At 62.3% G+C, this 20,523-nt stretch carries 15 protein-coding genes; 8 read left to right on the plus strand and 7 right to left on the minus strand.

Annotated features, from left to right (window positions below; translation table 11 throughout):
• Positions 1–44: 44 nt before the first annotated feature.
• The 4 genes from plsY to gltX are packed head-to-tail and all read right to left on the minus strand — an operon-like array spanning position 45 to position 4,351.
• Positions 45–689 carry a glycerol-3-phosphate 1-O-acyltransferase PlsY gene (gene plsY / locus J2D75_RS01085; protein WP_207851915.1) on the minus strand — a complete coding sequence of 215 codons (645 nt, stop codon included), beginning with the start codon at positions 687–689 and terminating at the stop codon, positions 45–47.
• Positions 686–1,993, minus strand: a complete 1,308-nt coding sequence (locus J2D75_RS01090; protein WP_207851918.1) for a dihydroorotase — start codon at positions 1,991–1,993, stop codon at positions 686–688. Before J2D75_RS01090 ends, plsY begins: the two co-directional genes overlap by 4 nt.
• Positions 1,990–2,955, minus strand: coding sequence for an aspartate carbamoyltransferase catalytic subunit (locus tag J2D75_RS01095; protein ID WP_207851920.1), 966 nt, complete (start codon positions 2,953–2,955; stop codon positions 1,990–1,992). The genes J2D75_RS01090 and J2D75_RS01095 overlap by 4 nt, the downstream gene beginning before the upstream one ends.
• A complete protein-coding gene (gene gltX, locus J2D75_RS01100; RefSeq protein ID WP_207851922.1) occupies positions 2,948–4,351 on the minus strand; it encodes a glutamate--tRNA ligase in 1,404 nt (467 codons plus the stop codon). The genes J2D75_RS01095 and gltX overlap by 8 nt, the downstream gene beginning before the upstream one ends.
• A gap of 38 nt (positions 4,352–4,389) precedes the next feature.
• Here gltX and J2D75_RS01105 point away from each other — a divergent pair, with 38 nt between their 5' ends.
• Complete coding sequence (locus J2D75_RS01105; RefSeq protein WP_243428377.1) at positions 4,390–6,813, plus strand: ComEC/Rec2 family competence protein; 2,424 nt, start codon at positions 4,390–4,392, stop codon at positions 6,811–6,813.
• On the opposite strand, the gene J2D75_RS01110 is transcribed toward J2D75_RS01105, so the two are convergent.
• A complete protein-coding gene (locus J2D75_RS01110) occupies positions 6,782–7,120 on the minus strand; it encodes a carboxymuconolactone decarboxylase family protein (protein ID WP_207851924.1) in 339 nt (112 codons plus the stop codon). The genes J2D75_RS01105 and J2D75_RS01110 overlap by 32 nt on opposite strands.
• A 145-nt stretch (positions 7,121–7,265) precedes the next feature.
• Here J2D75_RS01110 and zapE point away from each other — a divergent pair, with 145 nt between their 5' ends.
• The 5 genes from zapE to J2D75_RS14685 all read left to right on the plus strand — a co-directional run bounded on the left by zapE (position 7,266) and on the right by J2D75_RS14685 (position 16,150).
• Positions 7,266–8,495, plus strand: coding sequence for a cell division protein ZapE (zapE, locus tag J2D75_RS01115; protein WP_207851926.1), 1,230 nt, complete (start codon positions 7,266–7,268; stop codon positions 8,493–8,495).
• A gap of 205 nt (positions 8,496–8,700) precedes the next feature.
• Positions 8,701–11,565 carry a 2-oxoglutarate dehydrogenase E1 component gene (locus J2D75_RS01120; RefSeq protein ID WP_207851928.1) on the plus strand — a complete coding sequence of 955 codons (2,865 nt, stop codon included), beginning with the start codon at positions 8,701–8,703 and terminating at the stop codon, positions 11,563–11,565.
• 127 nt (positions 11,566–11,692) lie between these two features.
• Complete coding sequence (odhB, locus tag J2D75_RS01125) at positions 11,693–12,922, plus strand: 2-oxoglutarate dehydrogenase complex dihydrolipoyllysine-residue succinyltransferase (protein WP_207852787.1); 1,230 nt, start codon at positions 11,693–11,695, stop codon at positions 12,920–12,922.
• A 75-nt stretch (positions 12,923–12,997) separates the two neighbouring features.
• Positions 12,998–14,716, plus strand: coding sequence for a dihydrolipoyl dehydrogenase (gene lpdA / locus J2D75_RS01130; protein ID WP_207851930.1), 1,719 nt, complete (start codon positions 12,998–13,000; stop codon positions 14,714–14,716).
• Positions 14,717–14,809: 93 nt separating this feature from the next.
• Positions 14,810–16,150 carry a L,D-transpeptidase gene (locus J2D75_RS14685; RefSeq protein WP_243428378.1) on the plus strand — a complete coding sequence of 447 codons (1,341 nt, stop codon included), beginning with the start codon at positions 14,810–14,812 and terminating at the stop codon, positions 16,148–16,150.
• Positions 16,151–16,281: 131 nt separating this feature from the next.
• Here J2D75_RS14685 and ahcY read toward each other — a convergent pair whose 3' ends face one another.
• Entirely contained in the window at positions 16,282–17,571 is a 1,290-nt protein-coding gene (gene ahcY / locus J2D75_RS01140; RefSeq protein ID WP_207851932.1) for an adenosylhomocysteinase, read from the minus strand.
• A 210-nt stretch (positions 17,572–17,781) separates the two neighbouring features.
• Between ahcY and J2D75_RS01145 the strand changes: the two genes are divergently transcribed.
• Positions 17,782–18,492 (plus strand): lysophospholipid acyltransferase family protein, encoded by a 711-nt coding sequence (locus J2D75_RS01145; protein WP_207852789.1) that lies wholly within the window; start codon positions 17,782–17,784, stop codon positions 18,490–18,492.
• A 367-nt stretch (positions 18,493–18,859) separates the two neighbouring features.
• Here the strand turns inward: J2D75_RS01145 and gloB are convergent, their stop codons facing one another.
• Complete coding sequence (gene gloB, locus J2D75_RS01150) at positions 18,860–19,630, minus strand: hydroxyacylglutathione hydrolase (protein WP_207851934.1); 771 nt, start codon at positions 19,628–19,630, stop codon at positions 18,860–18,862.
• 70 nt (positions 19,631–19,700) lie between these two features.
• On the opposite strand from gloB, the gene J2D75_RS01155 reads away from it, so the two are divergent.
• Complete coding sequence (locus J2D75_RS01155; protein WP_207851936.1) at positions 19,701–20,447, plus strand: methyltransferase domain-containing protein; 747 nt, start codon at positions 19,701–19,703, stop codon at positions 20,445–20,447.
• Positions 20,448–20,523 lie beyond the last annotated feature (76 nt).

A 20,523-nucleotide genomic window follows, 5' to 3' on the forward strand; every position in this document is an offset into this window, starting at 1 on the left:
AAGCCCCCGCACTGTCACGGGCCGGACAGGCGGGGAGAGGTCAGTTAGCGTTTGCCATCACCGATTCGGGGTTCGACCCCACGGAGTATGCGGCTGATATTTTCATGGTGCCGGGCCAGCACCAGCAGGCAGATCAGCAGCGTGGCCATCGGCTTGGGCGAAGCATGGAGTGAAAAATCATACAGGGCGAAGCAGATAAACGGCATGACCACAAAGGCTGATAGCGCCCCGGCGGAAGAAATGCGTGTCAGCCGCGCCATGCCAAGCCAGAGTGCGCAGCCTGCCAGCCCTGTCAGCGGGGAAAGGGCGAGCATGACCCCAAGCCCTGTAGCCACGCCCTTGCCCCCCCGAAAGCCGAGAAAAATCGGGTAACAATGGCCCACTACAGCGGCCAGTGCCGCAACGGCAGCCGCCCGGTCGGAAAAATCGGGTGGGGTCATGATCCAGGCCGTCAGCACGGCCAGTACCCCTTTGGCTGCATCCAGCACCAGAGTGGCGGCGGCAAGGTCCTTGCGGCCCGTGCGCAGCACATTGGTGGCCCCGATATTGCCCGAGCCGATCTTGCGCAGATCGCCTGCTCCGGCAAAATTGGTCAGCAACAGGCCAAAAGGCACGCTACCCAGCACATAGCCCAGAAAGGCCATGGCCCCGATCAGCCAGAGAGCATAAGTCGGCAGGGAGTCTGTCATGCTCCGGCCCCGGCTGTCGCGCCTGCTTCATACACTCTGCGCCCGGCTTTCCATGTTCCCAGCACGCGGCCTTCGAGCGGGCGACGGTCAAAGGGCGTGTTCTGCGCCCGGCCGGGCAACTGCCCTGCGCGTACGAGCCAGCTCTGTTCAGGGGCGAACAGGCACAGATCGGCCTCGGCTCCTACGCTGAGCGTGCCTGCCGTGCTGCCCAGCAGGGCCGCCGGGCGGTGTGTCAGCAGGGCAATGGCCTGTGGCAGTGTCAGCGTGCCGTCATGCACGCGGGCCAGCGTGACCCCCAGCAGCGTGACCATGCCGGTACCGCCCGTTGCCGCCTGCGCGAAGGGCAGGCGTTTGTCATCGGCATCACGCGGGAGGTGGTCGGAGGCAATGGCGTCAATCGTGCCATCGGCCAGCGCGGCGCATACGGCCAGCCGGTCTTCCTCGCTCCGCAGGGGCGGGGAGAACTTTGCGAAGGTGCGGAAATCCCCGATCGCGTTTTCGTTCAGGTCGAAATAGGGCGGGGCGGTGTCGCATGTTACCGCAAGCCCGCGCCCCCGTGCCTTGCGGATCAGGTCAATGCCCTCGCCGGTGGAGACATGACCGAAATGCAGCCGTCCGCCGGTCAGTTCCGCCAGACGGATGTCGCGTGCGATCATAATGGATTCGGCAGCAGCGGGAATGCCAGCAAGCCCCAGGCGTGTAGCAAGGGCCCCCGCCGTGGCGCAGCCGGAGCCAGCCAGAGAGGGGTCTTCGGGGTGCTGGACAACCATCGCCCCGAAACCGCTGGCATAGGACAGGGCAAGGCGCATGAGCCGGGCAGGGTCAACCGCGCGGTTGCCATCCGTAAAGGCAACGGCTCCGGCTTCGTGCAGCATGCCGATTTCGGCCAGTTCGCGCCCTTCGCAGCCTTTGGTCAGCGCACCATAAGGCAGGATGGTAATGGCCCCGCTTTCCTCGCCACGGGTGCGGAGCATCCGCACCAGAGCAGGGTTGTCGATAGCGGGTTTGCTGGTGGGCAGCACGGCAATGGTGGTGATGCCACCCGCAGAGGCCGCGCGTGCGGCAGAGGCGATGGTCTCGCGGTATTCAAACCCCGGCTCACCGATTTCCACGCGCATATCCACAAGGCCGGGGCTGAGAACAGCCCCGTTACCGTCGATAACCTGTGCGCCCTCGGGGCGGCCTTCCGCTCCGGCGGTGTCGGTTCCGGCTATTTTTCCCTCGCGCACCAGTAGGCGACCGGGCTGGTCGATACCGTTCGCGGGGTCGATAATGCGGATATTTTCAAAAAGAATGGTGTTCATGCGGCACGCCTGTTGCGGGTCAGGCGATCCAGCACGGCCATGCGGACGGCCACACCCATTTCAACCTGTTCCTGAATGACGCTCTGGCTCGAATCGGCCACGCTGCTTTCAATTTCCACGCCCCGGTTCATCGGGCCGGGATGCATGACCAGCGCATTCGGGCGGGCCAGATCAAGCCGCCTGCGATCCAGCCCGAAAAAACGGAAATATTCGCGCGCACTGGGCACAAGCCCCGAAGACATGCGCTCACGTTGCAGGCGCAGCATCATCACCACATCCACACCGCGCAGGCCATCTTCCATATTGTGGTGGATATCCACACCCAGCCGCCCAAGGGCTGATGGCACCAGCGTGGAAGGCCCGACCAGCCGCACGCTGCTGCCCATGGTGGTCAGTAGGTGGATGTTCGAGCGTGCCACGCGCGAATGCGCCACATCGCCACAGATTGCCACGGTCAGCCCACCCAGCGTGCCGATATGGCGGCGGATGGTCAGGGCGTCCAGCAGGGCCTGTGTGGGGTGTTCGTGCATGCCGTCACCCGCATTGACCACGCAGGCATCGACCTTGCGGGCCAGCAGGGCGGGCGCACCGGACTGCGAGTGGCGCACCACGAGCAGGTCTGTCTGCATGGCGTTGAGCGTTGCCGCTGTATCCAGCAGGGTTTCACCCTTGTTGACCGAGGACTGCGCCACCGACATGTTGATGACATCAGCCCCGAGCCTGCGCCCCGCCAGTTCGAACGAGGTGCGTGTGCGCGTGCTGTCCTCAAAGAACAGGTTGATGAGCGTGCGCCCGCGCAGCACGTCACGCGGCACCTTGCGGGAACGGTTAAGCAGGGCGTAGCTCTCGGCCAGATCGAGCAGCGGCTCGATCTGATCCGGGGTCATGCCTTCCAGCCCCAGCAGGTGCCGGGCGTTACGGCCCGACCCGGCCGTGGCCGTGGTGGAGGGCGCGTCAGCCATGCAGCACGGCCCCGATACGGGCCAGCACCTCGTCGCGCCCCAGCGCGTGGAGTGTCGCGTCAATCCCCGGAGAGGAGTTAGACCCCGTGACCGCCGCACGCACGGGCTGGGCAACGCTGCCCAGTTTGTGGCCACCGGTTTCGGCAAAGCGGCGCAGGGCCGCATCAATGTTTTCCGCCGTGAAGGGGCTGACTACCGCCAGATCACGCGCAAGCTCGGCCAGCAGCGTGCGGGCTTCGGGGGTGAGCAGCTTTTCCGCCTTGGCGTTGAAAGGCAGCGGCACGCGGCGGCCAAGGAAGGCGGCATTGTCCGTCAGTTCCACCAACGTGCGGGCGCGGTCTTTCAGGCCGGGCATAAGGGCGAGAACGCGCGCACGGGTGGTTTCATCCACTTCCACGCCGTCTACGGCCTTCAGGCGCTCCATCACATCGTCGGTCAGGCGCGTGTCATCGGCCTGACGCAGCCACACGGCGTTGATGTGTTCAAGCTTGGCGTAATCCATACGTGAGGGCGCGCGGCCCACGCCGTCGATGTCGAACAGGCGGATCTGCTCTTCGCGCGAGAGGATTTCGGCATCGCCATGCCCCCAGCCCAGACGCAGCAGGTAGTTGCACAGGGCTTCGGGCAGGTAGCCCTGATCGCGGAACTCCACCACGGACTGTGCGCCATGCCGTTTGGACAGTTTGGCGCCATCCGGGCCGTGAATCAGCGGCAGATGGCCAAAGCGGGGCAGATCCCAGCCCATGGCGCGGTAAATCATGGCCTGACGGAAGGTGTTGGTCAGGTGGTCATCACCCCGGATAACGTGGGTAATGGCCATGTCGTGGTCATCCACCACCACGGCGTGCTGGTAGGTGGGGGAGCCGTCCGAGCGCAGGATGATCATGTCATCCATCTCGGCATTGGCGACTCGTACCTCGCCCTGCACCAGATCGTTAATGACGGTCTCGCCATCGCGCGGGGCTTTGATACGCACGGCAAAAGGGGCGCCTGCGGGGGCTTCTGCCGGGTCGCGGTCGCGCCATAGGCCGTTATAGCGCGGGGGCAGGCCATTTTTCATGGCGTCTTCGCGCATCTGGGCCAGTTCTTCGGGCGTGCAGTAGCACTTATAGGCCAGACCGCGTTCGAGCAGTTCGAGTGCGACTTCGCGGTGGCGGTCGGCACGGGTGGACTGGAACACCGGTTCTTCATCCGGGGTGATGCCCATCCATTCCAGCCCCGCGAAAATAACGTCCACCGCCTGTTGGGTGGAGCGTTCACGGTCGGTATCCTCGATACGCAGGAGGAACTTGCCGCCATGGTGACGCGCAAAGAGGAAGTTGAACAGGGCGGCGCGGGCGTTGCCGATATGCAGCAGGCCGGTCGGACTCGGGGCGAAACGTGTACGGATGCTCATGGGCAGCATCCTTATCACGCACGGGCGCGCGGAGCCATATGCGCACGATGACGGGAATGGCCTCTGTTCTGTTCAGGTGTTTTGAGGGGCTGACAGCCCTGCTGGTGGCGGAACAGCGGCGGCTGGTACTGTGGGTGCCGGTGGGGCTGGCGCTGGGGGCGGCGTTCTATTTTTACGGCTTGCGGGCTGAACCCACGGCCATAGGGGGCGTGGTCATGCCCCTGTTGCTGACGGTGACGGCTGTGGGGGCAGGGGTGGTCTGGCGGCATAGCCTGCTGGTGCGCTGCGTGGCCGGGCTGTGCGCCACGCTGGCACTGGGCGGGTTGATGGCCTGGGTTGGCACCCACAGGCAACCGCCCATGCCTGAGCTGCCGCGCCGGGGGGTGGCGCTATCCGGTGTGGTGCGTGCCGTGCATGACCTGCCCCCGCGCGGCGCGGGGCAACGCCCGGTCCGCCGGGTCGATCTGGTGGATGTGCGCCTGCATATGCCGTTGACCGAAACCGCACCCCCTCTGGTTCGCAGCCTGACAGTCAGGCTTAGGGCGGATGACACAGCCGCCCTGACGGAGGGAGGCGCCGTGGCATTGCGCGCGGTGCTGCACCCACCGGGTTTTGCCGCTCTGCCCGGCGGCCGCGACTGGCAGTTTGAGGCATGGTTTGCAGGCCGGGCCGGGAGTGGCACGGCGCTTTCCGTGCATGAAGCGGTGCCTGCCAGGCCCGATGCGCCCCACCTCCCTGCGGTAGAGGGGCAGGACGAACCTGACCTGGCCGGGCAGGAACCAGCCGCCTTTGAAGCAGAGGTGGCAACGGGCGTGGAGCGCACAGGGTACACAGCTCTGTGGCGGCAACGGCTGGAAATCCTGCGGAGCGCTATGGATGAGCGGATTCGCACCAGCCTGCCGGGTGCTGTGGGGGCCGTGGCGTCCGTGTTGCTCGATGGGCGGGGCGAAGCCATTCCCGATTCCGTGCGGGATGATTTTGCGGCGTCGGGTCTGGCGCATCTTCTCGCCGTGGCGGGGTTGCATCTGGGCATTGTCATGGGTGTGGTCATGGCGGTGTGTCGCCTTGGGCTGGCGGCATGGGAATATGCGGCCCTGCGCTGGCCCTGCAAGGCGTTGTCGGCGCTTGCAGCATGGGGGGCGGGAGGGGCGTATGTGCTGCTGACAGGCGCGCACCTGCCCGCCTTGCGCGGCTGGCTGATGGCAGGGGTGGTGGTGCTGGGGCTGGTTGCGGGGCGGCGGGCGGTTTCCATGCGCGGGCTGGCGTTTGCCGCCACGTTGTTGCTGCTGCTTTGGCCGCAGGTGGTGGCTGACATGGCTTTTCAGATGTCGATGGCTGCTGTCATGGCGCTGGTGGCGGGGTACGAAAGTGTGCATCCGCGCTTGCAGGGCTGGTGTGCCGCGCAGGAGGGGCGCATGGGGCGAGCTGGTGGTTTCCTGCTCGGGCATCTGGCTGAACTCGCACTGGCCAGTCTGCTGGCGGGGTTGGCTACACTCCCGGTTGTTATGGCGCATCTGGGGGTGATCGAGCCGTATTTCGTATTGGCCAATCTGGTGGCGGTGCCGCTTATGGCGGTGTGGATCATGCCCATGGGCCTGCTGGCGCTGCTGGGTATGCCGTTCGGGCTTGCTGCACCGGGGCTGTGGCTCATGGGGCTTGGTCTGCGGCCTGTTTTATGGCTTGCGCATGGGGTGGCCAGCCTGCCGGGCGCACGGTTTGCGGTGCCTGCCATGCCGGGCTGGGGGCTGTGCATGGCGCTGCTGGGGCTGGCGTGGCTATGCCTGTGGCGCAGGGCGTGGCGGCTGGCCGGTGTGGTCGTGTTCGGGGTGGGGCTGCTGTCTCCGTGGTTTGTCAGCCAACCGGATATTCTGCTCAGCCCGGATGGCGGGCTGATTGGTATTCGCATGCCGAACAGCGTGCTGGTGCTGGGTCATTCGGTGGAGCAGGCGGCGATTGAGCGCGAATGGGCGCGCGCACTGGCCCTGCCCATACGGGTTTTTAACCCCGAACATGAGGGGCAGACGCCCGATGGTGGCCTTGTCTGCGGGCAGGATGGTGTAGCGGGGGTTTGTGTGTTCCAGCGTGCGGGGCGCACGCTGCTGCTCATACCCGCGCCATTCCCCGCAGGCCTGTCCATAGCGGAGGGGCAGGCGCGGATGGGTACGCTGTGTGCGGGTATGGATGGCGTGGTCAGCACGGGTGGGCTTGGGCATCTGTGCGAGGGGGTGCCTGTCCGGGTGGATCGGGCGCAGGCGCGGCTTGAAGGTGCTCAGGCCATGTATCTGGCGTCAGGCCGGGTGCGCGTGGTGTCGGACAGGCAATGGAGCGGTGCGCGACCGTGGGTTTTAAACCCCGGCGGTCACGGCCTGCCGCTGCTGCCGCTGGCGCGGAGCGAGGACGGGCTGCCCACCGGGCATCCGGGCTGGTTTTTCAGTCCGCCACGCTTTCAAACGCTTCCATGACCCGGCTGGAATAAACCAGTGCCGCACCGGCGTTTAGCGCCACGGCCACGCCAAGGGCTTCGGCAATTTCTTCCTTGCTGGCCCCGACCTTGTGGGCGGCAGCGGTATGCACGGCAATACAGCCATCGCACCGGGTGGTAACGGCTACGGCCAGCGCGATCAGTTCGCGGGTTTTGGCATCCAGATGTTTTGTTTCGGGCAGGGGGGTTTCAAGCGTCTGGAGTCCGCTCAGGGTGTTGGGGGTCAGGCTGGCCAGTGTCTTGACGTTTTTGGTCAGATTGGCGCGGTAGGCGTTCCAGTCGGTCATGGTGTTGTTTTCCTGCGGTTGCTGTCATGAAAAACAGGGTCAGAACCCGCGTAGCCTAGCGCGTCTTCCCCCCGTGTTGTCACGACACGGTTAGGAGAGGTGACGATGCTTGCCCAAGACGGTGTTCAGCCGGTATCGGGCGAGTATGACAGACAGACACGAGAACGGGCCTACGGCCGCGATGCGGCAGGGGCCACTGGCAGTTTATCGGCAGCGTGTAGCAGCCGGAGAGCTGAATGGAGATGCCGATCAGGCCCGCGTGGTCGAGCGGCTGGACACGCTGTGGCGTGAACTGGCCACTCTGCCCGCTCGCCCGGCTTCGGCCCCCCAGCGGGCCGAAGCCGGGGCTCTGGGCCGACTTTCCGGCTTGGCGCGTCGGTTTTTGCAGGCTCCCGCAGCGGCCTCTCCGGTTGCGCGGCCGCGCGGGCTTTATATTGTCGGGCGTGTTGGGCGCGGCAAAACCATGGTCATGGACCTGTTTTATGCCTGCGCACCGGTGGCAAAAAAGGAGCGCGTGCATTTCCTGCGTTTCATGCAGGATGTACACCAGAAGCTCTACGCTCTTAAAAAAGCCAACCCCGGCATGGCGGACCCTATTCCGCCGCTGGCGCATGCCATTGCGGCACAGGCGCAGCTTCTGTGCTTTGACGAATTTCAGGTGAACGACATTGCGGATGCCATGATTCTGGGGCGTCTGTTCGAGGCGTTGTTCGCGGCAGGGGTGGTGATTGTGGCCACATCCAATACCGAGCCGGGGCAATTGTTCCAGAACAGGCCGGGCGCTGATGCGTTCAAGCCTTTTATTGCGATCATCCGCCGTGAGCTGGATACGGTAGAACTGGATTCGCCACGTGATTACCGGCGCGGGCGTGAGCAGGATCAGGAAACATGGCTGGTACCCGCTGATGAAGCCGCCCGCGCACGGTTGCGGCAGATTTTCAGCCGGTATGCCGGGAGCGAAACACCCCGCCCCGTGCGGCTGGAGTTCAGTGGCCGGGCGTTTGAGGTGGATCAGGCGGCAGGCCCGGTCTGCCGGTTTGATTTCAACTCTTTGTGTGGCAGACCGCTTGGCCCTAACGATTATCTGGCGCTGGCACGGCATTTTCCGGTTGTTGTGATCGACAATATTCCGAGCATGGGCATGGATGAAGCCAACCTCGCGCGGCGCTTCATTACTTTGATTGATGCCTTGTACGACAACGGAAACCTGCTTTTTGCCTCGGCTGAAGCCCCGCCGGACAAGCTGTTCACGCAGGGCGAGGGATCGGATGCGTTCGCCCGCACCGCATCACGTCTTGCTGAAATGGGAAGCGAAAGCTGGCTGGAACATGGGGCACAGGCGGCGCAGGCGGCGCATAGCCTCTCTAGAGCGTGACAGGGGTTGATCTTGTTCCCGCCTCAGGGGCGGTCTAGCTCTTTGAAAAGAACGGCCGGGCCACATTGGCCCCGGCTCAGGAATTTCTGAAGGGCGCTCCGTGCCATGCTGCGGAGTGGTGGAAAAATGGTCTGCCTTACGCTGAAATGCGACACGTTTGCTGGTCAGCAGCGCGGAAAAATCCCGCATCGGGGAGGAATGTAAGATGGCGGTCACGGATATGCTGGCAACCGCGCTGAACGGTGCCAATATCGCTTACCTTGCGGATCTGTATGCCCAGTGGGTCAAGGATCCGAAAAGTGTTGATCCTTCCTTCGATATTCTTTTTGGCTCTCTGGGTGATGATGAAGCCGCCGTCCTGCATGACGCGCTCGGGGCTTCATGGGCGCCGCGCCCGTCCATCATCACGGGTGAAGAGGCGCCGCCCCCCGCCAAGGGTGGCCCCGCAGGCGGTCTGGCCGCGCAGGACAGTCTGGCTATTGCCCGTCTGGTGCGTGCCTACCGTGAATACGGACATCTAGAAGCAACGCTCGATCCGCTGGGCCTGAAAGTGCCTGCTCCCCGCGTGGAGCTGGACCCCGCCACCTATGGTTTTGGCCCCAAGGATCTGGATCGCGAAGTTTTCTTTGGCTCGCTGCTTGAGCCGCTGCTCAAAGGCAAAACCACCGGCAAGGTCAAGGACGTGATTGCCGCCCTGCGCGCCGTATATTGCGCAAGCCTTGGTGCGGAATACATGCAGACCTCTACGGCCGAGCAGCGTGAATGGTTCCGCAGCCGCCTTGAGGGCGATAACTGGCAGGCCAACGTGTCGGTTGAAGAGCGCAAGAGCATCCTGCGTAACCTGACGGAAGCCGAAGGGTTCGAGGCGTTCTGCCAGAAGCGTTACGTGGGTGCGAAGCGTTTCGGCCTTGAAGGGGGCGAAATCTCCATTCCCGCGCTGCATGCCATCATCGACCAGTCGGCCGTGCAGGGTGTGCAGTCGGTGGCGATCGGCATGGCGCATCGTGGGCGGCTGAACACGCTGGTGAACATCGTGCGCAAGCCGTATGTCGCGATCTTCAACGAATTTGCCGGGGGTTCGTTCAAGCCCGACAATGTTGAAGGCTCGGGCGACGTCAAATACCATCTGGGTTCATCCACCGATGTCGAGGTGGGCGGTAAGCCGGTGCATATTTCGCTTCAGCCCAACCCCTCACATCTTGAGGCGGTCGATCCTGTGGTGTGCGGCAAGGTGCGCGCCATTCAGGATGATTATGGGGACGCCGGGCGTAAAACCGCTATGGCCGTTGTCATTCATGGGGATGCGGCGTTTGCCGGTCAGGGTATCGTTTACGAAACCTTCTCCATGTCCAAACTGCCCGGCTACCGTACGGGTGGCAGCATCCATATGGTGGTGAACAATCAGGTTGGCTTTACCACCAACCCCGAGCAGGGCCATTCGGGTGTTTACGGCACGGATATTGCCAAATCCATCAACGCGCCGGTTCTGCATGTGAACGGGGATGACGCCGAGGCCGTGATCTATGCCTCGCGTCTGGCGGCTGATTATCGCCTGGCTTTTGCCTCTGACATCGTGCTGGACATCGTGTGCTACCGCCGCCACGGCCATAACGAGAGCGATGAGCCGGTCTTTACCCAGCCCGTGATGTACAAGGCCATTGCCAGCCACGAGACGCCGCACACGCTGTACGCTAAAAAAGTGGTGCAGACGGGTGCGATGAGCGATGCAGAAGTGCAGAGCCTGTGGGATGCGTTTCAGGATCGGCTGGAGGAAGACTACAAGGCCGCGCAGTCCTACAAGGTCAACAAGGCCGACTGGCTGGATGGTGACTGGAAAGGCCTGACCGCACCGGGTGCCAAGCCCGAGGAAGCATGGCCTGAAACTGGTGTGGATGAAGCGGTTCTGCAAAAAATCGGTGATGCCATCACGACCTCTCCGGCTGATTTCAATCTCAACTCCAAGATTGCGCGCCAGCTCAAGGCCAAGGCCGCCATGTTCAGCTCGGGCGAAGGCTTTGACTGGGCTACGGGCGAGGCGCTGGGCTTTGGCTCGCTGCTGGTTGAAGGCCATCGTGTGCGTCTGTCGGGCGAGGACTGCCAGCGCGGCACGTTCAGCCAGCGCCATGCAACATGGACAGATCAGGTCAACCAGACGCAGTTCACCCCCCTCAACCATGTGCAGGACGGGCAGGCTCCGATCGAGATCTGGAATTCCTTCCTGTCCGAATACGGCGTGCTCGGGTTTGAATACGGCTATTCTGTCCGTAACCCCAACACGCTGGTGCTGTGGGAAGCCCAGTTTGGCGATTTCGCCAACTGTGCGCAGGTGATTATCGACCAGTTCATTGCTTCGGGTGAAACTAAGTGGCTGCGTATGTCCGGTCTGGTCATGCTGCTGCCGCATGGTTACGAAGGGCAGGGGCCGGAACATTCCTCCGCGCGGCTTGAGCGTTATCTCCAGCTCTGTGCTGAAGACAACATGTTTGTCTGCAACATCACCACGCCCGCCAACTACTTCCATGCCCTGCGCCGCCAGCTCAAGCTGGACTACCGCAAGCCGCTGATCCTGATGGAGCCCAAGTCGCTCCTGCGGCACAAGCTGGCGGTGTCCACGCTGGCAGAGTTCGGTAAAGGTACGCGCTTCCAGCCTGTGCTGCCGGAAGTGGATGCACTGGCGGCTGACAAGAGCATCCGCCGGGTCGTGCTCTGCTCGGGCAAGGTCTATTACGACCTGCTGGCCGAGCGGCGCGAGAAAGACATCAAGGATGTCGCCATCCTGCGTCTGGAACAACTCTACCCCTTCCCTCAGGCACCTCTCGCGGCTGAACTCAAGCGCTATCCTGAAGCGGATATCGTCTGGTGTCAGGAAGAGACGGAAAATGGCGGTGCATGGCACTTTGTGGATAGGCGGATTGAAAAGGCGCTGGAAAAAGCTGGTCACAAGGCAGGGCGGCCCCGTTATGTCGGCCGCGCCGCAGCGGCCAGCCCGGCAACGGGCCTTGCCCGTATCCACGCCGCAGAGCAGGCTGATCTGGTGCAAAGGGCGCTGGGCCTGAAAACAGGCGGCTGAATGGCCGCCCCGCGCAGCAGGGTCGTTTTTATTTAATCAAGCCGTCCACTGTATGGACATGAAGACCGGTATGGCCACGGGAGCAGCAGGCCATACCGGGAATTTCTGAAAAGAAATGGGGAACAGGATGTCAGTCGAGATCAAGGTGCCGACACTGGGTGAAAGCGTGACGACCGCGACGGTGGCCAAGTGGCTGAAGCAGCCCGGCGAGGCGGTTAAGGAAGACGAGCCGATTGTCGAACTTGAAACCGATAAGGTGAGTGTCGAGGTTTCCGCGCCCAAGGCTGGTGTTATTGGCCCGCAGGCTGCCAAGGAAGGCGACGAAGTTGAAGTGGGCGCCCTGCTGACCACGCTTGAAGCGGGCAAGGCTGGCGCAGCTCCGGCCCCTGCGGCCAAGGCCGCTGCCCCGGAAGCCAAGCAGGCAGCGCCCGCTCCGGCCCCCAAGGCCGAGAGTGCGCCCGCCGCCAGTGTGGCCGATGCCGCACAGGCTCTGCCAGCCGCGCGCAAACTCATGGCTGAAAATGGCCTGAATGCCGACACGCTGGGTCAGGGTACGGGCCTTGGTGGGCGTATTACCAAAGGCGATGTGCTGGGCTTTCTGGCGCAGCCGCGCGCTGCCGCTCCGGCAGCGGCCCCCAAGCCGCCCCGTAAGGACGACCCGCGTGAAGAACGTGTGAAGATGACCCGCCTGCGCCGCACGGTGGCCCGCCGCCTGAAAGAGGCGCAGGACACGGCGGCCATGCTGACCACCTTCAACGAAATCGACATGTCCGGTGTCATGGCGCTGCGGGCGGAATATCAGGACAGCTTTGTGAAGAAGCATGGCGTGAAGCTAGGCTTCATGTCCATTTTCTCTCGTGCGGTTGTCGCGGCGTTGCAGGAATTCCCTGCCATCAATGCTGAAATTGACGGTGAGGACATTATCTACCGCGATTTCGTCAACCTCGGCATTGCCGTGGGTGGCCCCAACGGGCTGGTGGTGCCGGTTATCCGCGATGCCGATCAGCTCAATTTCGCGCAGATCGAAAAGAAGATCGCCGGTTTCGGCAAGGCCGCGCGTGAAGGTACGCTCAAGCTTGATGAACTCTCGGGTGGCACCTTCTCCATCACCAATGGCGGGATTTACGGTTCGCTCCTGTCCACACCGATCCTGAATGCGCCGCAGTCCGGTATTCTGGGCATGCATTCCATTCAGGAACGCCCTGTGGCCGTGAACGGGCAGGTTGTTATCCGCCCGATGATGTATGTGGCCCTGTCGTATGACCACCGTATTGTGGATGGCAAGGAGGCTGTCAGCTTCCTGGTGCGCGTCAAGCAGAACGTGGAAGACCCGCGCCGTCTGCTGATCGAAGCCTGAGCCGTTGCGGGGGCGGTATGCTGCCCCCGCAACCGCACGCTTCTGCCAAATTCCAACGTGAGCGAGACCAGATTGATGTCAACCGAAATCAAAGTGCCAACCCTTGGGGAAAGTGTGACAACCGCCACGGTTGGAAAGTGGCTGAAGCAGCCGGGCGATGCGGTTAATAAAGACGAGCCGCTTGTCGAACTCGAAACCGACAAGGTGAGCGTGGAAGTGCCTGCTCCGGCGAGTGGCCGCCTTGGCAGTCATGCCGTGAAGGAAGGTGATGAGGTTGAGGTTGGTGCCGTGCTGGCCGTGCTGGAAGCCGGTGCTGCTGGTGCTGCCCCGGCCGCAGCTCTGGCCCCCAAGGCTGAAACACCCGCAGCGGCTCCGGCTGCTGCTCCCGCTGCCGCCGCTCCGGCCGAAACCGATTATGATGTGGTGGTGATCGGGGCCGGGCCGGGTGGGTATGTGTGCGCCATTCGCGCAGCCCAGCTTGGCTTTAAGGTGGCCTGCGTTGAAAAGCGTGCGACACTGGGTGGCACCTGCCTCAATGTCGGGTGCATTCCCTCAAAGGCGCTGTTGCAGTCTTCTGAAAACTACCATGCGGCAGGGCATGATTTTGCTGCCCATGGCGTGCTGATTGACAGCGTTAAGCTTGATCTGGAGCGGATGCAGGCCCGTAAGGCCGAGATCGTTGGCGCCAACGTCAAGGGTGTTGAGTTCCTGTTCAAGAAAAACGGCATTACCTGGCTCAAGGGTCACGGCAAGGTTGAAGGAACGGGCCGCCTGAGTGTTGATGGCAAGCCTGTTACGGCCAAGCACATCATTATCGCCAGCGGGAGCGATAGCGCCAATCTGCCGGGTATTGAGGTGGATGAGAAAGTTATTGTCACCTCCACCGGTGCGCTGGAACTTTCTGCTGTGCCCAAGCGCCTTGTGGTGATTGGTGGTGGCGTGATCGGGCTGGAACTGGGCAGCGTGTGGCATCGCCTCGGGGCGGAAGTCACGGTTGTGGAGTTCCTCGACCGTCTGGTGCCCGGCACGGATAACGAAATTGCCGCCCAGTTCCAGAAGCTGCTGGTCAAGCAGGGCTTTGCCATGAAGCTCGGCCATAAGGTGACCAAAGCCGAAAAAACCAAGAAAGGTGTGGTGCTGAGCATCGAGCCTTCCGCTGGTGGTGCGGTGGAAACCCTTGAGGCCGATGTAGTTCTGGTCGCGGTTGGCCGCACGGCAGCCAGCAAGAACATGGGGCTGGAAGAGGCGGGGATTGCGCTTGATAACCGTGGTCGCGTTGTGGTGGATGCGCATTTTGCCACCAATGTGCCCGGCGTTTACGCGATTGGCGATGTCATTGCTGGCCCGATGCTGGCCCACAAGGCCGAGGAAGAAGGTGTGGCTCTGGCCGAACTGCTGGCGGGGCAGGCGGGTCATGTCAATTACGACGCCATTCCGGGTGTAATCTACACCTGGCCGGAAGTGGCTTCCGTTGGCTTTACGGAAGAGCAACTCAAGGACAAGGGCGTGGGCTATAAGGTTGGCAAGTTCCCGTTCCTTGCCAATGGCCGTGCGCGCGCGCTGGGCATGACGGATGGTTTCGTCAAGGTTCTGGCCGAAAAGCAGACCGACCGCGTGCTGGGTGTTCATATCATTGGCCCGGCAGCGGGCGAACTGATTGCCGAAGCCACCATGGCTATCGAGTTCGGTGCTTCGGCTGAAGACATCGGCCGGGTCTGCCATGCCCATCCGACCCTGAGCGAGGCGGTGAAAGAAGCCGCACTGGGTGCTGATGGCCGAGCAATCAATATCTGATTATTTTCTTCTTGTTAGGATAAATGCCATACTCTTCCCTGTCGTATGAAGGCGAGAAAAGAGTATGGCATGGATCTGGCAGGCTCTCTGAGAATGCGGCTTCTGACGGCCGCAGGCTGCACCGTTCTGGGCATGGGGGTTTTAACCCTGTCTACGGCGCTGGCGGCGGCGCAGGAAGCGTCAGATCGTGCGGATGTGTCCCGCGCAGCGGCTCCTGTGCCGGTGGAGCAGCAGGATCTGGACAGTTTTCTGGCCAGTGAGGCCGCAGCGGAAGAAAGAGCCAGCCATACCAGACCACAGGTGTTTTTCCCTGATGGTGATGTAGGGGCCGCATGGCCCACACCTAAAAAAACGTCACAGAAAACACAGCCTGTACAGCATGCAGCGCCCAGCCACGCGATGGCCCCTGTTGCCCGACAGGCTCTGGCAACATCGCCTGCTCCGGGTAGCGCTACATTACCCCCCTCTACCGAGCGTAAAGCCCCGGAGCTATCGCCTTTTGCGGGGGCTGCTGCCGCAGATGAAGGGCGTGAGGCTCCGGCGGAGTCTGCCTCCGGTGCTACGGTGCAGGCTACACCAGCCAATCCGGCCATCGCGGGAACACCGGCGGTGGCGGAAGATCCCTTTGCAGGCTTGCAGGCTTTTGCGGAAACGGAGGAGCAGGCGCGTGAGGAAGCCGTACAGCTTGCCGCTGTTTTCAAACGCGAGGTGCCCGCCGCCCTGCCGCTTTCCCCAGAGCGCAAGACGCTGATGGAACAACTGGCCCGCCAGCAGCTTGAACAGGCGGGTTATGTTATCAGCAGACCGCAGACAATGGTTGTGGTGGATCGTAATCCTGCGGTGCAGCGTCTGGCGCTGTTTCTGGCTATGCCCGATGGCCCCGGAGGGGATGACTGGCCGCTTATAGGGAGCGCTCGTGTTTCTACCGGCACGGTTGGCCGCAAGCATTACTACATTACGCCTACAGGTGTTTTCATCAACACGGCGGACAGGTTGGGTTACCGTGCTTTAGGTACCAAGAATGAAAATGGCATCATGGGGATTGGTGTCAAAGGGATGCGGGTCTGGGATTTTGGCTGGCAGGTAGCGGAAAAAGGCTGGCTACCCAGTCGGGAAAAAGGCCCGATCCGGCTTGAGATGCACGCAACCGATCCGGTTTATCTGGAGCAGCGGTTGGGCCGCACGGCTTCGGCGGGGTGTATCCGTATTCCTTCGACACTCAATGTCTTTCTCGACAGGCATGGCCTGCTGGACGCCGCCTATGAGCACAAGGCATTGGATGATGCCCGTTTCAAGGCGTTGCTGCGCCCTGACCGAGACCCCTCCGTGGTGGCGGGCGTAACGGTGGTGGTGGTGGATACGGCCCCACCCAAAGAGGCTGGTAAAACAGCCGCGCTAAAAGACGGCATGGCCCATAAGCCCGCATCGGGCTGAGCCATAGGCTGTATCCTGCGGCGTTGCGGCTGATCATGTGTGTACAAACAAAACCGGCGCGGCCCTGTTGGGGGCCGCGCCGGTTTGCGTAAGCGCAGGGTCTGCCCGGCGCGGGGCCGGGCAGGTGCGTATCAGTAGCGGTATTCTTCGTGCTTGAACGGGCCATGCACCGGAACGCCGATGTAGTCGGCCTGCTTCTGGCTCAGGGCGGTCAGCTGTGCGCCAACCTTGGCCAGGTGTAGGGCGGCCACTTTTTCATCCAGCTTCTTGGGCAGGGTATAGACCTGAACCGCGTATTTGCCTTCGGGGGCAGTCCACAGTTCGATCTGTGCCAGCGTCTGGTTGGTGAAGGACGCGGACATGACGAAGGAGGGGTGGCCCGTGGCGTTACCAAGGTTCACCAGACGGCCTTCGGACAGGATGATCAGGCGCTTGCCATCGGGGAAGACAACCTCATCCACCTGCGGCTTCACGTTGTCCCATGTCAGGTTACGCAGCGCGTCAATCTGGATTTCAGAGTCGAAATGCCCGATGTTGCACACGATGGCGCGGTTTTTCATGGCGCGCATGTGGTCGATGGTGATCACGTCCACGTTGCCGGTGGCCGTCACGAAGATATCGCCGCGCGGGGCTGCGTCTTCCATCGTGACAACCTCATAGCCTTCCATCGCGGCCTGCAGGGCGCAGATCGGATCGGCTTCGGTTACCAGAACGCGGCAACCCGCGTTGCGCAGGGAGGCGGCGGAACCCTTGCCCACATCGCCATAACCGGCAACGACGGCAACCTTGCCAGCCATCATCACGTCGGTGCCACGGCGGATAGCGTCCACCAGGCTTTCGCGGCAACCATACAGGTTATCGAACTTGGACTTGGTGACGCTGTCGTTCACGTTGATAGCGGGAACCTTCAGCGTGCCCTTCTTCTGCATTTCCCACAGACGGTGCACACCGGTTGTGGTTTCTTCGGACAGGCCACGCACGTTGGCCAGCAGTTCGGGGTACTTGTCGTGCATGAGCACGGTCAGGTCGCCGCCGTCGTCCAGAATCATGTTGGGTGTCCAGCCATCGGGGCCGGTGATGGTCTGCTCAATGCACCACCAGAACTCTTCCTCGGACAGGCCCTTCCAGGCAAAGACCGGGATACCGGCGGCAGCAATGGCAGCGGCGGCATGATCCTGCGTGGAGAAAATGTTGCAAGAAGACCAGCGAACCGTAGCGCCAAGAGCCGTCAGCGTCTCAATCAGCACGGCGGTCTGGATGGTCATGTGCAGACAGCCGACAATGCGCGCGCCCTTGAGCGGCTGGCTTGCGCCGTATTCTTCGCGCAGAGCCATCAGGCCGGGCATTTCACCTTCGGCGATCGAGATTTCCTTGCGGCCCCACTCAGCAAGCGAGAGGTCTTTTACCTTGTAATCAGCCATTTTGTCCTGTCTTCCTGAACTGCGTGTAGCTTTGCTATACAGACTGTGCGGGGCTGAGGCCAGATGCAAGAGGCGTAGGAGAGCGGGCAATCCCCTTGCATCGGGGTCTGGTATGATGTTTTTTCTGCCCTTCAAACAGACATGGCGCGCATTCCATGCGGGTTTCTGCCAGTCGGACTGTCTTTTCTGGTCATACCGGGTTTGCTGCATATGGTTGTGTTCCGTTCCGTCCTGTTCAATGTCCTGTCTATCGGGCTGACCCTGCTGATGGGGGTTGGAGCGTTGCCCATACGCTGGTTCGCCCATGGTTGGGCGCTGGGTTATGCGCGGTTGTGGGCGCGGCTGGTGTTGTGGCTGTTCCGCCGGGTTTGCGGGGTTACGGTGCGTGTCAGCGGGCTTGAGCATGTGCCCTCATCGGGGGCGGCACTCATTGCCTCGCAGCACCAGTCGGCTTTCGATACGCTTATCTGGATGCTGCTGCTGTCCCGGCCCTGCTATGTCATGAAAGGCGAGTTGCGGCGTATTCCGCTGCTGGGGCCTATGCTGGTGCTGACAGGCATGATGCCGATCGAGCGTGCGGCAGGGGCCAAGGCCATGCGGCTTTTGCTGGCGGAAACCGACAAGGCGGTAAAAGCCGGACGGCAGATTGTTATTTTCCCTGAAGGCACACGCACCCTGCCGGGCGAGCATGTTGCGCTCAAACCCGGCATTGCCGCCATGTCCAGCCATACGGGGTTGCCGGTTATTCCCGTAGCCACCAATTCCGGGCTGTTCTGGGGGCGCAATGCGTTTCTTAAACGTTCAGGCGTGTTGCATGTGGCCATTGGCCCCGCGATTGAGGTGGCCCGCAGGCCCGAACTTCTGGCGCGTATTGAAACTGGCTGGCGCGAACTGGAAAAAGGCTGGAACGCACAGGGCTGAGGGTTGCGGCCTTAGCGATCGCGGCTGGAAAAACAACGCTGGTAGCGCCGGGTTTTCTGTGGATGAGGTTGTGGATTATCTCAGGCGCGGCAAGTCCCATAAAGTGCGGTTTTTGACAAGACTGTGTCAGGTGAGGGGTTTTTCTGGAATGAGTGGGTTTGTAATATTTTTATCATTCTGATTTATTGCTTTTAAATAAAGAGAATTTTTGAATATCATCTTTATCCGGCCTCGCTCTGGCGTGTCGTGTGTTGTTTGGCGCAAATGGCAGTTTCTGTGCAGGAGGGTGACAACGCCCTTTCCGGACTGTGGATAACCTTGTGCATTCCCTGCGTGGATGGCCGGAGGACTGCGTTTTTTTGACCGGCTAGAACGTATCCTTGCGCGCGCGGAGTGTGGCGAGTGTCTGGCTGTCCGGTGCGCGCAGGAACGGGTTGGTGGCGCATTCCATAGCGAGGGTCGAAGGCACTGTGGGCCGGGTCTGTGCCCGCAGGTGGCGTACTTCTTCAATGCGCTGGAGCAGGGCGGGGTTATCCGGTTCTGCCGCAAGAGCAAAAGCGCAGTTCGACAGCGTATATTCATGCCCGCAATAGACGAGTGTTTCAGGTGGCAGGGCGGACAGACGGCGCAGGCTATCGAAAAGCTGGCTGGCTGTGCCTTCAAACAGACGACCGCAGCCGAGGCTGAACAGCGTATCACCGCAGAACAGGGCCGCAGGGTCGTTAAAGAAATAGCAGATATGGCCCAGCGTATGGCCCGGCGTTGCCAGAACGGTGCCTGTGCTGGCGCCTACGGCAATGCTCTGGCCATCGGTCAGGGCAATATCCAGCGGGGGCATGCGGTGCTGTTCGGCGGCGGGGCCAGCCAGTCTGGCGCCCGTGCGCTCACGCAGCGCCTGCGCACCGCCGATATGATCGGCATGGTGGTGGGTTAACAAAATAAGATCCAGCCTGCCGCCATAGGGGGCCAATGCTGCTTCCACCGGCGCACTGTCGCCGGGGTCTACCACGGCAAGGGTGCCGGTTGCCCGATCCTGCAGAAGCCAGGCGTAGTTATCCGTAAAAAGAGGAATACTACTGATATTCAGGCCGTGGCCTTGCTGCGTGGAAAGGGTAGCCTGCGGCTGGGGCTGTGCCATCAAAAGGTCTCCCATCGGGAAGGGCGTCAGGGCATGGCGCTGCATGCGCGGCTTATGATAGGCAGGGTGCATGCAGTACGTCACGCAGTCGCCGGAAAGTTTTTATGGCACGCCGCAGGGCCATGTCTGCGCGACTCTGGTGGGAGAGCGCATGCGCTGGCTCTGGCCTGACCTTCATGGTCTGCGGGTTGCAGGCATGGGGTGGGCGGGGCCGTGTCTGGCCCAGCTTGATGAAGGTGGGGGTGAGTATGTTGCCCTCAATAGCTGGGCGACAGACACACGACTGGCGGCCCATATGGGGAGCCTTTATGGCGTTCCGGCCTGTCAGGCGGAGATCACTGGCACACCACTTCGTACCGGGGCGTTCGACCGGGTGGTGCTGGTGCATGCCCTGCGCGGGCGCGATAACCCTTTGCCTGCCCTGCGTGAAGCCGCCAGAATTATGCGTGAGGATGGTCGGTTGCTGCTGGCCGTACCGAGCCGTCTGCTCGGGGGCAGTCGCCTGCATGGCACGCCATTCGCTCTGGATCGGGCCTTTACACGCCGTGCCGTGCGGCGGGTGCTGGCGTCCGCCATGCTGCGGGCCGAGCGCTGGGATGAAGTGCTGTTCATGCCTGCCTGGCTGGCCTGTCGGTCGGTGCGGGGGGGGAGGCGTATGGATGTGGCGGGCAAGGTTTTATGCCCCGGTGCGGGCGGGCTGTTGCTGGTGGAGGCTGTGCATGACCTCTATTCCGCCCGCCCGCTGCCGGTTACGGGGCTGCGGCGCTGGCTGGCGCGGGCCGTTGTACCGCAACCCGGTGCCGCGCGCAGGATGTAGGGCCAGACAGGCCTGAGGGGTTTCCGGTAAGGCCGGTTTTTGAAAAGCGGAAGGGAAACGCGGTTATTTTCATCTC

It is taken from the genome of Acetobacter suratthaniensis, from assembly GCF_017377745.1.
In the GTDB taxonomy this organism is placed as follows: domain Bacteria; phylum Pseudomonadota; class Alphaproteobacteria; order Acetobacterales; family Acetobacteraceae; genus Acetobacter; species Acetobacter suratthaniensis.